The following is a 15,519-nucleotide window of genomic DNA, read 5'->3' as shown; positions in this document are numbered from 1 at the left end:
TCACCTTTTGTTCGTGTCGGCGCTGGCTCACGTTCGTCGGTCGCCCCTAACGTCGAGCGAGTGCGTGCTCCTACCTCTTCGTCTGCTGTCCTGACTCGTGGTCTTCTCGGAAGGCTGCGCCCCGGTATCGCCGGTGCGGTCGCTCTCGGCGTCGTCGCTGCGCTGCTGCCTGCCGCAGGAGCGCAGGCTGCCGCTCCTGCGATCGATGGCACGGATGCGCATCCCACCTTCCTGAACAAGACGCACTACACCGGAGAGTTCCACTCGCACACCTCGATCAGCGACGGTGTCGAGCTGCCCGAGGACGCGTACACCTTCGTGGCAGAGAACACAGATGTGGACTTCTTCTCGGCCAGCGAGCACGACGTCACGATGGACGTTCGCTCGGCGGATGACTGGATCGAGCACCACGAGCACGCGCACTCCGACGAGTGGAAGTACCTCAAGAGCGGTGCCGAGCGGCACAACGAATCCGGAGACGGCAAGCTCATCGCCGTCCCGGGGGAAGAAGTCACCTGGTACGACGCCACAGGCCACATCAACCTCTTCAACGCAGAGTGGTTCGTCACCGCTCCGGGCTATGTGCGGGGGTCAGGAGACGGCCTCGGCGGAGCCTTCCCTGTCGGCGACTTCATGTACGACCTTCCGACGTTCTACGCACGCCTCGCCTTGGATCCCGAGGTGATCGGGCAGTTCAACCACCCCTCGCCGAACGGCAAGGGCAACTTCGACAACTTCACCCACCTCACTCGTGAAGCAGATGAGCGCATGTCGCTCTTCGAGCACAAGGGAGCGTCCTACGACGGGCAGTGGCAGCTAGCCCTCGACAGCGGTTGGCACCTCGCTCCGGTGTTCAACGGCGACGAGCACGGTGCCAATTGGGTGGCAGGCAACCCCGCGCTGACCGGGGTGTGGGCCGACGAGAAATCCCTCGATGCTGTGCACCGCGCCATGCGCGAGCGCAGCATGTACTCGACCCTCGACGAGAACGCGATCCTCGCCTTCAGCGGAAACGACCAGATGATGGGCGCTGTCCTGTCGGACGACACAGACGAATTGGACGTCGTCGTGCAGGCGGCAGATCCGGATGCTGCCGACTCGTTCACCAGCATCCAGATCATCAGCAATGCCGGCCGGGTCGCGCACGACTTCGGTGCGCTGTCCGGCAACGTGCAGGACCTCGCCGTCACCCTCGATGTCGCCGACGGCGACTACTACTTCGTGAAGGCGACGCAGGCAGATGGCGCTCAGCTCGTCTCCGCGCCGATCTGGATCGGCGACACAGTGCGCGGGGCGAATTACGCGCCCGAGATCACCATCGACACGAACGCTCCAGAGCTCGTTGCGGAGGGGGAGCGCGTGGAGATTCCCCGCTTCTCGGCAGTCGACGACAGCGGAAAGACGCCGACCACGACGGTGGAGGTCTACAACTCAGAACACCTGCTGCCGGTCACCGACGGCGAGTTCGCCATCGAGGGCTACGACGACCACTTCATCGTGATCAAGGCGACCGACGGCGACGGCAGCACATCGGCGAAGGTGCACCGCATCCAGGTGCGCGACACCGACCTCGATCCTGAGCAAGTCTTCCGACACCTCGGTGCGGTCGCCACGGTCGGTGCAGAGCCGGGAGAAGCCGGCCTGAGCGTCGCGACCGACGTCGGCATCGAGAACGCCTGGGCGAAGATCACGCCGGTGGGCTCCTTCCTCGATCTGGGATCGAAGACCATCGCCTCGTCGAATGACCGCGTGTTCGAGCTGGACTCCATCGCCACTGAGGCAGAGACCTATCTCGACAGCATCACCGCCCACGCGCTGCGCAGTCACGAGTTCGATCTGACCGAGCTGCAGCAGGGAACCAGGTACGAGTACCGCTTCGGCGTCGGAGAGGGCGGTCCGTGGACGGACGTGCGCGGAGAGTTCGTCGCCGGCGGCGCAGAGGATGCGCCGGTCTACGTGCTCGGCGATGTTCAGGTCGGTAGCGGCGAGAAGTCGGACTTCGAACTGCCTGCACGGATGCTCGATCAGTTGCGTGAGCAGCGTGCGGGCGGGGAGACCGTCATCCAGGTCGGCGACCTTGTAGACAATGCCGGCAACGCCAGCCTGTGGCAGGGAACCTTCGACTACTCTCTGCGCGACCTCGACCTGCAGTTCGCGACCATGGTCGGAAACCACGAGACATACGGCGACCGCGAAGTGGGCATGGCGCTTTCCTCTGAGCGCAACCGCATCTTCACCTCGATGTACGATCTGCCCAAGAACGGCAGCGCGGTCGGCGAGAGCAACTACTCGTTCGATCGAGGCAGCATCCACTTCTCGGTGCTCAACTCGAACTATGACCTCGATACCCAGCTGGCCTGGCTCGAAGAGGACGTGCGCTCCAACGACGCCGAGTGGCACGTTGTGATGGGCCACTTCCCGTACTACGGGGGACGGCACAGCAGCGATGCCGGAATGTCGATCGCTCGCGCCAAGGTCACCCAGACCCTGGACCAGCTCGGGGTCGGCCTCTACATAGGCGGTCACGACCACGTCTACAAACGCGGCACAATCCTCGACGGCGCACTCGTCACGGACGACTCACAGCGAGACCTCGGCACCACCTTCATCACGATGGGCTCGAGCGGACCGAAGTTCTACGACAACCAGGTCCAGTGGTGGGACGACAAGGTCTTCGACGTCGACACGCAGACCGGTCTTGTGCTCGAAGCCGCAGACGGCGAGCTTCAGGCGCGCGTCTACACGATCGACGGCGAGCTGGTCGACGAGTTCGCGGTGGACAAGCCCGAGAGCATGTTCCGCGTCACATCCCACGACGTCGTCGACGGGGAACTCAGCCGGATCGGCGTGCTCAGCACCGACGGTGCACCGAACGACACGACGCTCGTGGCTGCCGCCTACGACCTCAGCGGCGAGCAGCTCCTCGATGTTCGAACCGTGACGGCAGAGCTCGACCACCGCGGGATCGAACAGCTCGTGACCTTCGAATCGCCGTTGCCAGTGCGATCCGACAGCACGATCCGCTTGTTCGCCTGGGATGGCCTGGCCAGCGGCCAGCCGCTGACACCCGCGATCCTGGTCCGCGAGGGAATGCCAGGGGAGGGGACGGCCGAAAGTCCGTACGAACTGCGCACCTGGGCTGACATCGAGAAGATCGTGCAGGCACCGGACGCTCACTACGCGCTGATGAACGACGTCGCACTCGACGGCGCAGAGCGCACCCAGGTCGGCGCGGGGGCGACGCCGTTCGCAGGCGTCTTCGACGGGCGCGGGCACACGGTCAGCGGTTTTGCGGCCGAGCCGTCCAGCGGCTCAGGACTGTTCCAGACGAACGAGGGGACCATTCACGACCTCGCCGTCGTGGAGGCAGACATCACTGCGGTGATCGGCACCGCCGGCATCCTCGCTGACGTCAACAACGGCACGATCGAACGCAGTTGGACCAGCGGCTCGATTTCTGCTCCCGCTCGCGCTGGCGGTCTGGTCGGCGATTCTGCAGGAACGATCAAGGACAGCTACTCGACCGCGCGCGTCCAGGTTTCGGGCACCGAGTCCGGTGGCCTCATCGGAGTGGCGCTGGGCGGCTCGGTCACCGAGAACGTCTACGCCTCCGGCGCCGTGGCTGCCGATACCCGCAACACCGGCGGCATCGTCGGCTACGGCTACAACGAGACCGCGATCCGCAACGCGATGTCTCTCAACATCGCTGTCACCGCACCGAGCTACGCCCATGCGGTCCTTGGGCGAGTGCTTTCCAGCCAGCAGGCGACGCTCGAGAACAACCACGCCTCGGATGAGACATTCGTTTCGGCGGAGTCCTTGGCTGATGCACCGGCTGCCGACAATCTCAAGGGAGCCCGGGTGCCGGCTTCCACAGCAAGGACGGTGGAGCACTTCGCCACGACGCTCGGATGGGACCTTGACGGCGTCTGGGCATGGAACGCGGATGCCGAACGCCCCGTGCTGCGCTCCAATCCCGAGGAGTACAGTAAGCCCACCCCCGAACTGCCGACCAACGAAGAAGGATTCTTCGAGATCGCCACAGCCGAGGATCTGCGACTGATCGATGAGTTCCCGACCGAGCGCTTCGTGCTCACGTCGGACATCGCGCTCGCCGATGCCGCATTCACGTCCCTTGCCTCCCTGGTGCCGTTCTCTGGTGAGCTCGATGGCGCAGGTCACGCCATCTCGGGGCTGCAGTCCGAAACCGGCGGACTGTTCAACCTCAACGGTGGGCACATCCACGATCTCGGCATCGAAGGCGCGAAGGTCAGCAGCACCGTGGCGCGCGCGGGAATTCTCGCGAACGTCAGCACTGGTCTCATCGAGCGGGTGTACACGACGGGGGAGATCAGCGGGCTGAACCGCGTCGGCGGCATCCTCGGCGACTCCAGTGGTGAGTTTCGCGATGCCTACACGACCGCGTCAGTTCACGGATCGAGCACCGAGGTGGGCGGTGCTGTCGGTGTGGCACTTGCCGGATCGCTCAGTGAGCGGGTCTACGCCACGGGAACCGTCGCTGCCGACGCCCGCAACACGGGCGGTGTCTTCGGCTATGCCTACACCGGCACGGTGATCCGCAACAGCGTTTCGCTGGCGCAGACCGTCACGGCTCCGTCGTGGGCGCACCGGTTCCTCGGGCGGGTGCTGGCGGGCAATACCGCAACGCTCGAGAACAACTGGGCCTCTGTCGACACGACCGCTGAGACTCCGACCGACACGGCAGCTCCCTCGACGACGAACCTGCATGGCGGAACCGCGACAGCGGAGCAGCTGGCAAGCTTCGGGTTCTATCTCGACACACTCGGCTTCGACGCGAACATCTGGCAGTGGGGCAGCGCCAACGCGCGCCCGCTTCTCAGCGGCGTCGGGGAGTCGCGTGGACTCGACGAGGATGATGAGGAGACGCCTGAAGTCGGGCCGAACCTCGACACTGACGAAGATGGTGTGTTCCTCGTTGACGATGCGGCGGACTTCGCCGAGATCGGAACATACCCCGCGGAAAGCTATCGACTGATCGCCGACGTCGATCTCACAGGTACCGACGCACGCATCGCACCGGTGTTCTCTGGGACGTTCGACGGTGATGGACACACGGTCACCGGCTATCGCTCGGAGACGGGCGGACTGTTCGCAGAGGTGACCGGCACAGTGCGCAAGCTCGCGCTGGTGGATGCTGAGGTCGTGTCGACTGCATCCGAGGTCGGACTGCTGGTGGATCGTCTGGCAGCCGGCGCCGCCGTCGCAGAGGTCCGCACCAGCGGATCGATCAGCGGCGCCGCCACCGTCGGCGGCATCGTGGGCTATCTCTACGGCACGATCAGCGATTCCTCTTCGGATGCTGACGTCACGGCGAACGCGGGTCGTCAGGCCGGCGGCGTGGCAGGTATCGCCGGACGCGGCAGCCTCACGCAGCGCGTGTACGCGGCGGGAGCCGTCGAAGTCATCGCGAATCAGAATGCTGGCGGTGTCGTGGGGTACTCCTACGCGACGACGACGGTGGTGCAGTCCGTTGCGCTGAACAGCGCGATCACCGCGTCCTCGCACGCGGGACGGATCGCGGCGCGCGAGCTCGGCACCGAGCACGCGACGTTCGTGGACAACCTTGCGGTCGATTCGATCGTCATTACCGGGCAGACGGTCACCGATCAGGGGCGCCAGACGCGCAACGGAGAGACGATCTCTGCGGATGCCGCACACCAGCAGAGCACGTATGAGGCAATCGGGTGGGACTTCGCAAGCGTCTGGGCGTGGGATGCCACAGCATCTCGCCCCGTGCTGGTCAACGCCCGATAACCGCCGCATAAGCGAAGAGAGCAGAAACATGAAGATGAACAAGACGGTGTCACACACGTGCGGTGCGATCGTGCTCGGCATTGCGGTGGCGGTAGGCACGCCTCTGATGGCGAGTGCCGCTGAGCATGATGCCACGACGGCAGACGGTGTTGCCGATGTACAGATCGATTTCGGAACCGGGGCAGCGGAGCGGACCGCGACAGTGCTCGTGCTGGACGCAAACGCAGATCCGGATGCCCCGACTGAAGCCAACATCGCTTACGTCGCCGAAGTGCCCACCGATGCTTCGGGTGTCGCTTCCTTCCGTGCGGTGCTCCCGGAGGGGCTGGACTACTGGCTCGCCAGCACAGTCGATGGTGGCGAACGCTATGTCGCGATGCTGGACGGCAGCGTCCCTGACGATGGCAGCAATGGCGGCGGTGACGGCGGCGGTACGGGCGACAATGGTACGGGTACGGGCACGGGCTCGGACCAGGGCGGCAAGAACGCCCCCGCTGCAGACGGCGATCTGGCCACGACGGGTCTTGCCGAATGGGTCCTTCCGGCAGGTCTTCTCGCTGCCGGTGGCCTGATCGCCGCCGGTACGGCATTGGCCCGTCGGCGTCGCACGCACGCGTGACGCCGGCGCGGTGACCTCAGCGCCTCTTCGTGAGGCGCATTTCGAGGTTCGCCTTCACAGCCGGCCACTCCGGCTCGATGATCGAGTACTCCACGCTGTCGCGCAGGGCTCCGTTGCGATAGCGGGAGATCGCGCGCATGACGCCGTCCTGTTTGGCTCCGAGACGCTCGATCGCCGTGCGCGACTGGAAGTTCACCCACTGTGTGGTGAGCCCGACCCGGTACACGCCGAGGGTCTCGAACGCATGGGTCATGAGCAGCAGCTTCGACTCGGCGTTCGTACCGCTGCCGTGCGCGGACGGACGATTCCACGTGTAGCCGATGTGCAGTCGCGGTACCGACTCATCGAAGTCGTAGAACGAGGTCATCCCGATCGCGCGACCGGAAGCATCGAATGCCGTGAACGGCACCATCTCGCCCGTTTCGATCAGCGCAAGTCGGCGGTCGATTTCTGCGGCGACACCATCCGGCGCGGGGACAGAGGTGTACCAGGCCGTTTTCCAGAGGTCACCCTCGGTCACCGCTTCGACGAGCCCGTCACGGTGCTCACGCGCGAGAGGGCGCAATTCGACCAGGTCGCCGGTGAGAGTCAGGGGAGTCGGAGGCGCGAGAAAAGGCACCCGACTATTCAATCAGCGAATGATTCCCGGACTGCACCCTCCAGCGTCGGATACTCGAACTCGAAACCCGCCGCCACAAGCTTCTCGGGCAGCACCCACCGGCTTTTGAGGATCAGCTCGGTTTCGGTGCGGATGCCGATGGCGCCGAGCTCCAGCATCCATCGCGGCATCGGCGGGCCGAAGCGCACGCCGAGCACGCGACGCACGGTCGCCATGAACGTCGTGTTGTCCACCGGGTTCGGGGCTGCCGCATTGACGGCACCGTCGAGTTCAGGATGCTGCTCGAGGAAGTCGATGATGCGGGTGACGTCGTCGATATGCACCCAGCTGAAGCGTTGTCTGCCGTGCTTCGCGCCCGGGAGGTGCGCGGTTCCTGCGGCCTTGCGTGCGCGACTCACGGGCCACCAGCCGTCGTGCTGCGCGCCGCCGAGGCCGATTCGCGCGAGGTTCTTCAGCGGACCGAGCACACCACCGTGGCCGAGAACAATCGTGCTGCGAAGGGCGACTCTGCGCGTGTGCGGCAGGTCATCGGCGAACATCGCCTTCTCCCAAGCCCTTGCGACCTCGACGGAGAAGCCCGTGCCGATCTCACCCGAGGATTCCGTCATGGGTCGGTCCTCAGCGTGCCGATAGATCGTCGCCGTCGATGAGTTCACCCAGAGCGCGGGAGGGGCAGCCGCTGCCTGGATCGCGTGGCTCAGCGCTGCCGTGGTCTGCAGTCGAGAGCTGAAGATCTCGTCCCGATTCTCGGGCGTGTAGCGGCAATTGACGCTCTTGCCTGCAAGGCCGATGACGAGGGCTGCGCCGTCGATTGCCTGGTCGATGCCGCTGTGATCGCTCCAGGACAGATCCGCGCCGGAGCGGGAGATCGTTGTGACCTCGCGCCCTTCGGCACGATACTTCTCCTGCAGTCGCCGTCCCATGAATCCCGAGGATCCGCCGATGACGACCCGACCTTCATTCGCGCTCACGCGGCCTCCACGATGCGATAGGTGAAGTCACCGGAATACTCGTACAGGCGCCCGATCAGCGGCATGTCGATCGTGACGGAGACCTGCTGGCGTTCGCTTTCATCGTCGAAGCGCTCGGTGAGTCGGACGGCAGGTGCGATCAGCCGGGGGATGCGGATCTGCAATCGACCCCATCGGATGCCGACGGTGTGACTGACCATCGACAGCGCACCGTCGTCGACGGCGACTTCGAAGCTCGCTGCAACGACAGCTGGATCGCCGAGCTCGTCGACGAGACGGCCGTGTGGACGATGCGCGACGGCGTCGCGCATCGTCCACGGCTGGCCAGGAAGCAGGAACTCGCGATCGCTGACCATGCGCCCGGCGATCAATTCGTTCGTGACCCGGAACGGAACGTGCAGCTGCCAGCCCGCGTAGACGACGCCGCGCCGATGAAGAGGCCGCAGCAGCGGCCACAGCCAGCGACGGGGCGTGCCGACGCTGCGGAAGATCCCCTCGCCGACCCCGAGGCGACCTTCAGGAATCGTGGAGAAGTACTGCTGCAGCTTCGGGTGCAGATCGTGCAGCCGATCGCCGAGAACCTGCTCGTAGGGAGAGCGCGATATGTGACGCATTTCAGCGGTCGCGCAGGCGAACGAGTCGTTCGTGTCCGGTCTCTTCGAGCTCGGCGATCTGATCGCGGGACTTCAAGAAGTCGGAGAACGACCGGTAGCCGAGTGCCTTCTCGCTGAACGACGGGTCCATCCGTCGCATGTGCGTCTTCACTGCTGAGCTGTGCAGCCAGTCGTCGGCATCTGACTTGTCGTGCCCAAGGCGAAGCGCACGCTCGAGCAGGGCGGTGGCTTCGTCCTGCTCAGTGAGCTGCGGCGACTCAGGCTCGACCTCTGCCGGCTTCGGCGTCTTCTTCGCACGCGTGCGGCTGGTCGACTTCGCCTTCGCGGGGGCCTCGGCTTCGACCTCGACCTCGACCTCGGCTTCGGGCTCGGCAGCAGGTGCGGGCACCGTCTTCTTCGGCACCGGACGCGATACCCCAGGCAGCGAGTCATACGATCCGAACTCGTCGCATGCCGCTGCCAAGGACTTCGCCGTCGATCCTGCGACACCCACACCGATGACGTAGCGTCCGAGGCGCTTGCAGCGCTGAGCGAGCGGCACGTAGTCGCTGTCGCCGGCGACGATCACCACGTGGGTGAGATCCGGCAGACGGAACATGTCTTCCACAGCATCCACGGCGAGACGGATGTCAGCGCCGTTCTTCGCGTAGGCCGCAGCAGGGAAGAGCTGTACGAGATCGACAGCACGCGCCACCAGCTGCGAGCGGTACACGGCATTCACGGGGGAGGACCAGTCCGCATAAGCGCGGGTGAGCACCAGAGTGCCGAAGGAGGCCGCGTAATCGATGATCGCCCCGACCTCGATCATGGCGTCCTTCAGTCGCTCGGCGACCTCGGGGTCAGTGGGATTCTCGGCGATGCGCTGCCGGTCCTTGCCGTAAGCGTTTCGGCCGTGCACGCGGTCGTACCAGGAGATGACGATGTTGTCGAAGTCCAGGTACACCGCGACGCGGGCGTCCGCACTCTCAGCCATTGATGGGCTCCTCGTTCGGGTATCGGACGCCGATCTGCGCCCGGATCTCATCGAGCGTTCCCATGATCGCCACCGTCTCGGACAGCGGCAGGATGTCGCCCTCCAGCAGCTCGGCGCTCACGAGACGCTCGGCGGCGATCGCCTGGAACTGCATCCCGCGGCCATCGACCTGTGATTCGTAGGTCTCCCGGACCTCGCCGTTCGAGGCGATGACCCGGAATGTCGTGGGGGTGTACCAGACGTGATCGATCTCGATGCGCCCTTCGGTGCCGATGATCGCCGCGGTATTCGGGCCGGCTGCTCGCGATGACGACAGACTCGTCGAGACGGCGCCGCCGGCGTGAGTCATGATCGTTGCGACCTCGGCATCGGCGCCTGTGTCGGCCAGACGCGCGGTGGCCTGGATGGTCTCTGGCCTGCCCAGAATGTCCCAGATGAACGAGACGGGGTAGATGCCCAAGTCGAGCAGTGCGCCGCCGCCGAGGGCGAGGCTGTTCAACCGGTGCTCAGGGTCGTCGGTGATCTTCTGCGTGTGGTCGGCCATCACCGCGCGGATCTCGCCGAGCGCCCCGCTTGCGATGATCTCGCGGATGCGCACCATGTGCGGCAGGTACCGTGACCACATGGCCTCCATCGCCAGCAATCCGCGCTCGGCAGCGATCCGCTGCAGCTCTTCGGCCTCGGCCCGATTGACCGTGAACGGCTTCTCGACGAGCACGTGCTTGCCGTTCTCGAGCGCGAGCTTGGCGCCGTCCTTGTGCATGGGGTGCGGCGTGGAGACGTAGATGATGTCGACGTCGGGGTCGGTGACCAGCGCCTCGTACGAGTCGTGCGCGTGGGGGATGTCGAATTCGGCGGCGAAAGCATCAGCGGACTGCTGAGAGCGCGAGCCCACCGCGACGACATCGAGACCCGCAGTGCGCAGATCCGAAGTGAAAGCGTGGGCGATGCCACCTGTGGCGAGGATTCCCCAACGAAGACCGGTCATGCTCTCAGCGTAGAGCAGAGATGAGAGGCGCCTACGGCACGAGCGTAATCTTGCCGTGCGCCTGGTGCGCCTCGATCAGCCGATGAGCTTCGGCGGCTTCGCTCAGGGGGAGCTCCGCCCCCAGCTCGACCTGGAAGTCGCCGCTCGAGATGAGATCGATCGCCACTGCGACGGCTTCTGCGCGCCAGGCGAGTTCCTGCTCGGTGAGGGGCTCGGGGGAGCCGCCGCTGAATGCGCGGATGCCGTAGTCCGCAGCATCCGGACCGCGCACGATCGTCGCGATGCGACCGCGGTCAGCGACTAGTTCGATCGAGGTCTCGATGGCCTCATCGGTGCCGGCGCAGTCGAGCGCGACGGTGACCTCGCTTGCTGCCGCTTCGCGGACGCGATCAGCGAGTCCCTCACCGTAGGCGACCGGGATCGCTCCGATCTCACGGAGCTGTTCGTGGCGGGCGGGGCTCGCGGTGGCGATGACCTTCGCGCCGCGGGCGACCGCGAACTGGATCGCCGCCTGTCCGACAGCACCAGACCCCGCGTGCACGAGGAAGATGTCGTTCTCGGCCACGTCGAGCGAGCGGACGCACTGGTATGCCGTCCCGATCGGGATCGACAAACCCGCAGCCTCAGCCGCGGTGACGGCATCGGTCAGCTTGTCGAGGTTCTCCGTGGCCACAGCGAGGTGGGTGGCGTACGTGCCGAGGGCGTTGCCGATGGCGACGCGATCGCCGACCGCGAACTCCGTCACGCCCTCTCCGAGTGATTCGATGACTCCGGCACCGTCGAAGCCGACGCGGCGAGGCTCGACGATCGGTGCGGACGGCCGCTTGCCGCTGCGCCGCTTCGCATCGAGCGGGTTGACGCCAGCGGCCTCGATGCGGACGACGACCTCCCCGGGAGCTGCGACGGGGGTGGGGATGTCGATCAGATGCAGGACATCAGGTGAGCCGAATTCGGTGTAGACGATCGCACGAGCCATGCCGCCAGGCTACCCTTCGACAGGCTCAGGGACCGATTTCGACGGGCTCAGGGTCCGCAGGCTCAGCCGCCCTTCAGAGCCTTCGCGATTCGTTGCGGTGATACCGGCTGTGCGGTGCCGAGGCGCTGCGCGAAAATGCTCACGCGGAACTCCTCCAGCAGCCAGCGCGTCTCGACCAGCTCCGGTGTTGCATCCGCGGAGAGCGGCGTCGTGCCGCCCGCATCCGCGAACGACTGCGCGGCGCGTTCGTACTCCGTCATCCGAGTGCGGTCCTTGCCCGGCGCGTTCGCGAGGGTCTTCAGGCGGTCGAGCATCCCGTCCAGGTACCGGGGGAAGTGCACGAGACGCGCCGTGCCCGCGGCAGAGATGAAACCCGGATGCAGAAGAGCGCTGAGCTGGGATCGCACATCGTTCAACGGTCCGAGCAGGGCGAGAGAATTCTGCGACTTGATGCCGCGTTCGACCTCACGAGACTTCGTCAGGATGCGCGCGATCAGAGAGACGGTCTGAAAGAGCTCTTCGACGAGCGTCGCGCTCACGGCGTTTCGGACCTGCTCGTATTCGGCCTTGTTACGGACAGCGTGAGCAGGCAGCGCCGCGGTCACGACAGCGCGACGGGCATCCTCGATGAGAGCTGCGACCGAAGGATACGGTGACGCTGCGAGCGCCAGCTTCTCCTGCGAGGTGAGGTGCTCCTGCACATAGGAGGCGGGGGAGGGGACGTTCAGCAGCACCATTCGCATGATGCCGTCGCGGGTGGCGTGCTCCGCGGCATCCGCTGTCGCCTCGAGCCGCACCGAGACGCTCTTCCCCCGGTCGATGATCGCGGGGTATCCGCGCACGACTCCGCCGGCGACCTTCGTGTCGAGGACGGCGGGAAGATCATCGAAGGTCCAGTCCGTGAGCCCGTCCTGTTCGATCGACGTGCGAGCGGATGCCGCGGCAACTGCGCTCACGTCGGCTTCAGGCCGGGTCTTGGCGGGCCGAGAGATGGAACGGGCGACACTTGCCCGCGCGCGGTCGGAGAGCGAGTGCTGCAGTTCGCCCAGGGCGCGCGCGGAGCCCGCCACGCGACCGCGCTCATCGACCGCGCGGAAGTTCATCCGCAGGTGTCCTGGCACACGCTCATCGTCGAAGTCGGCAGCGGAGACCGGCTGATTCGCAAGCGGCTGGATGAGTCGCGCGAGAGCCTCCTTCAGCGATCGCTCCGGTCGTCCCTCGTGGCCTTCAGGACCTTGGGCGGCGAGCTCTTCGCCGAACTTCTCGGCCCAGTCCGCGGCGGGAACGACGTGTCGTCGGATGGTCTTGGGCAGCGCGCGCAGCAGCGCCGTGACAAGGTCTGCGCGCAGCCCTGGCACCTGCCAGTCGAAGCCGCGATCCTCGATCTGAGCGAGCAGCGCGAGCGGAACCACGACGCTCACACCGTCATCGGGTGCCCCCGGTTCGAACCGATAGGCGAGACCGAGGATCTGATCGCCCTGCGCCCAGCGGGTGGGGAACTCGTTCTGATCAGCGCGCTGCTCGTCCTCAATGAGGTCGCTCTCGCGCATGACGAGCAGCTTCGGCGTCTTCTGGAGCGCTTCACGCCACCACTTCTCGAATGAGCGCACGTCGAAGACATCCGCAGGGATTCGGTCGTCGTAGAAGCGGAAGATCTCTTCGTCGCCGGCGAGAATGTCGCGTCGCCGCTCCCGCTCCTCGAGCTTCTCGAGCCGCTTGCGCAGTTCGCCATTGCTGCGCCAGAACGCGCTGACGCGCTTGTCGATCCGGCCTGGATCCCACTCGCCCTCCACGAGGGCGTGCCGCACGAACAGCTCTCGTGCGGCTGCGCGGTCGATGCGCGCGAACTGGATGCGCCGGCGGGCGATGATCTCGACACCGAAGAGAGTCACCTTCTCGTAGGCGACGGCGGCACCGGCGTCCTTGGACCAGTGCGGCTCGGTGACCTGGCGCTTGGCGAGGTCACCGGCGAGAGATTCCGCCCACGCGGGGTCGATCGCTGCGACCGTGCGGGCGAACGTGCGCGACGTCTCGACTACTTCTGCCGCCATCACCGCGCGGGGGCTCTGCTTGCGCAGGCCCGACCCAGGGAAAATCGAGAAGCGGATGCCTCGGGCACCGCGATATTCGGCGAACCGGCGCTTGGGATCCTTCTGGCTCTTGGCCTGGCCCTTCGGAGGCGTCTGGGAATTGCGCTCGTCGAGGATGCCGATCTGCGAGAGCAGGCCCGCCAGGAGCGAGCGGTGGATCGCGTCAGGGTCGGCTGCGCCCGACGGCTTCTGCGAGCCCGTCTTCGCAAGGGACTTCAGCTGGCGATGCACGTCGAACCACTCGCGCACCCGGACGTAGTTCAGGTACTCCGACCGGCACAGCCGCCGGAACGCGCTGGAACCGAGCTCGCGCTGCTGCTCGCGCAGGTGATTCCAGAGGTTCAGGATCGCGAGGAAGTCGCTGGTCGGGTCGGTGAAGCGCGCGTGCATGCGATCTGCGGCATCCCGCACAGCCTGCGGAGCATCCTGGGATGGGCGCTCGCGAACATCCTGAATCGTCATTCCCGAGACGATCGCGAGCACCTCGTCGACCACGCCGGTGCGCTGCGATTCCCGCAGCATCCGGGCAAAGCGAGGGTCGATCGGCATGCGCGAAATGTCACGGCCGATCTTGGTGAGACGGGTGCCATCGACCGCCCCGAGCTCGGTGAGCAGATCGAAGGCGGCTTTCACTCCCCGCGAATCGGGCGGGGTGAGGAAGGGGAACGCGGTGATGTCGCCGAAGCCCAGCGAGAGCATCTGTAGGACGACCGAGGCGAGAGAGGTGCGCAGGATCTCAGGTTCGGTGAACTCCGCTCTCTTCTCGAAGTCTTCTTCCGAGTACAGGCGGATCGCGATGCCGTCGCTGGTGCGGCCTGCGCGTCCTGAGCGCTGATTCGCGGATGCCTGCGAGACCGCCTCGATCGGCAGCCGCTGCACCTTCGAGCGGTTGCTATATCGCGAGACGCGGGCGGTGCCGGTGTCGACGACGTACTTGATGCCGGGGACGGTGAGGCTGGTCTCGGCGACGTTCGTGGCGAGGACGACGCGGCGGCGGACGCCCGCGATCTTGCTCTTCTCGAAGACACGGTGCTGCTCGGCGGCAGAGAGCCGTCCGTACAGCGGCAGCACTTCCACCGGTGCCTTCGTGGACTGATAGGCGGCGCGGACAGCATCCGCGGCATCCCGGATCTCCGCCTCGCCGGGGAGGAACACGAGCACGTCACCGGGTGCCTCCTGATCGAGCTCGCGCAGCGCTGCGACGATCGCGGAGACCTCGTCTTCCGCATCCGCCCGTTCGTCTTCGGACGGACCTCGGTACCGGATCTCGACCGGATACGTCCGCCCCGACACCTCGATGACGGGGGCGGGCACCGGATCGGTCCCCGGGCCTGTCGAAGGCCCGGCGAAGTGCTTCGCGAAGCTCACCGGATCGATCGTCGCCGAGGTGATGATGACCTTGAGATCGGGGCGTTCGGGCAGGATGCGGGTGAGGTAGCCGAGCAGGAAGTCGACGTTGAGCGAGCGTTCGTGCGCCTCGTCGATGATGATCGTGTCGTAGCGGCGCAGGAGCCGGTCGCGGTGGATCTCGTTCAGCAGGATGCCGTCGGTCATCAGCGCGATCCTGGTCTGCGCCGATACCTGATCGGTGAAGCGCACTTTGTAGCCGACGAGTCCGCCGAGCTCGACCTGCAGCTCTTCCGCGACGCGCTCGGCGATCGTGCGTGCGGCGAGGCGCCGCGGCTGGGTGTGCGCGATGCTCGTGCGCCCGAGCTCGAGGCAGATTTTGGGCAGCTGAGTGGTCTTGCCCGATCCGGTGGCACCAGCGATGACGACGACCTGGTTGTCACGGATGGCGTCGGCGATCTCCTCCCGCGCTGCGCTGACGGGCAGCTCCGGGGGATAAGAGATGACGGGAGAAGACATAGCCCTC

Annotated in this window: 9 protein-coding genes; 2 read left to right on the top strand and 7 right to left on the bottom strand. The window is 65.9% G+C overall.

What is annotated here, in order from left to right; genetic code table 11:
* The first annotated feature begins 60 nt into the window (after window positions 1-60).
* Together ACTU6U_RS10145 and ACTU6U_RS10140 are read left to right on the top strand one after the other, a co-directional pair.
* Complete coding sequence (locus ACTU6U_RS10145; protein WP_443468997.1) at window positions 61-5,796, top strand: metallophosphoesterase; 5,736 nt, start codon at window positions 61-63, stop codon at window positions 5,794-5,796.
* A gap of 28 nt (window positions 5,797-5,824) precedes the next feature.
* On the top strand, window positions 5,825-6,415 hold the full coding sequence (locus tag ACTU6U_RS10140) for a hypothetical protein (protein WP_443468996.1): 591 nt from the start codon (window positions 5,825-5,827) through the stop codon (window positions 6,413-6,415).
* 16 nt (window positions 6,416-6,431) lie between these two features.
* Here ACTU6U_RS10140 and ACTU6U_RS10135 read toward each other — a convergent pair whose 3' ends face one another.
* From ACTU6U_RS10135 to hrpA, 7 genes are all read right to left on the bottom strand, one after another.
* Window positions 6,432-7,034 carry a GNAT family N-acetyltransferase gene (locus ACTU6U_RS10135; protein WP_443468995.1) on the bottom strand — a complete coding sequence of 201 codons (603 nt, stop codon included), beginning with the start codon at window positions 7,032-7,034 and terminating at the stop codon, window positions 6,432-6,434.
* Window positions 7,035-7,042: 8 nt separating this feature from the next.
* Window positions 7,043-8,005, bottom strand: coding sequence for an epimerase (locus tag ACTU6U_RS10130; protein ID WP_443468994.1), 963 nt, complete (start codon window positions 8,003-8,005; stop codon window positions 7,043-7,045).
* Complete coding sequence (locus tag ACTU6U_RS10125) at window positions 8,002-8,619, bottom strand: DUF4166 domain-containing protein (protein ID WP_443468993.1); 618 nt, start codon at window positions 8,617-8,619, stop codon at window positions 8,002-8,004. Before ACTU6U_RS10125 ends, ACTU6U_RS10130 begins: the two co-directional genes overlap by 4 nt.
* Window position 8,620: 1 nt before the next feature.
* Complete coding sequence (locus tag ACTU6U_RS10120) at window positions 8,621-9,592, bottom strand: NYN domain-containing protein (RefSeq protein ID WP_443468992.1); 972 nt, start codon at window positions 9,590-9,592, stop codon at window positions 8,621-8,623.
* Window positions 9,585-10,580: a Gfo/Idh/MocA family protein gene (locus ACTU6U_RS10115; RefSeq protein ID WP_443468991.1), complete on the bottom strand. Its 996-nt coding sequence runs from the start codon at window positions 10,578-10,580 to the stop codon at window positions 9,585-9,587. The genes ACTU6U_RS10120 and ACTU6U_RS10115 overlap by 8 nt, the downstream gene beginning before the upstream one ends.
* A 31-nt stretch (window positions 10,581-10,611) precedes the next feature.
* The gene (locus ACTU6U_RS10110) at window positions 10,612-11,556 is read right to left on the bottom strand and encodes a quinone oxidoreductase family protein (protein ID WP_443468990.1); all 945 of its coding nucleotides are present in this window, start codon (window positions 11,554-11,556) and stop codon (window positions 10,612-10,614) included.
* Window positions 11,557-11,618: 62 nt separating this feature from the next.
* Window positions 11,619-15,512: an ATP-dependent RNA helicase HrpA gene (gene hrpA, locus ACTU6U_RS10105; protein ID WP_443468989.1), complete on the bottom strand. Its 3,894-nt coding sequence runs from the start codon at window positions 15,510-15,512 to the stop codon at window positions 11,619-11,621.
* Window positions 15,513-15,519 lie beyond the last annotated feature (7 nt).

The sequence above is a fragment of the Microbacterium zouquanmingi genome (assembly GCF_052266695.1).
Lineage (GTDB): Bacteria > Actinomycetota > Actinomycetes > Actinomycetales > Microbacteriaceae > Microbacterium.
The sequence above is the reverse complement of the archived record's forward strand: the minus strand, read 5'-3'. Positions and strand labels throughout refer to the sequence as shown.

Bases quoted from the DNA above. Each gene is read 5' to 3' on its own strand.
- ACTU6U_RS10115 (WP_443468991.1), bottom strand. From the start codon at position 10,580: ATGACCGGTCTTCGTTGGGGAATCCTCGCCACAGGTGGCATCGCCCAC.
- ACTU6U_RS10120 (WP_443468992.1), bottom strand. From the start codon at position 9,592: ATGGCTGAGAGTGCGGACGCCCGCGTCGCGGTGTACCTGGACTTCGAC.
- hrpA (WP_443468989.1), bottom strand. From the start codon at position 15,512: ATGTCTTCTCCCGTCATCTCTTATCCCCCGGAGCTGCCCGTCAGCGCA.
- ACTU6U_RS10140 (WP_443468996.1), top strand. From the start codon at position 5,825: ATGAAGATGAACAAGACGGTGTCACACACGTGCGGTGCGATCGTGCTC.
- ACTU6U_RS10125 (WP_443468993.1), bottom strand. From the start codon at position 8,619: ATGCGTCACATATCGCGCTCTCCCTACGAGCAGGTTCTCGGCGATCGG.
- ACTU6U_RS10110 (WP_443468990.1), bottom strand. From the start codon at position 11,556: ATGGCTCGTGCGATCGTCTACACCGAATTCGGCTCACCTGATGTCCTG.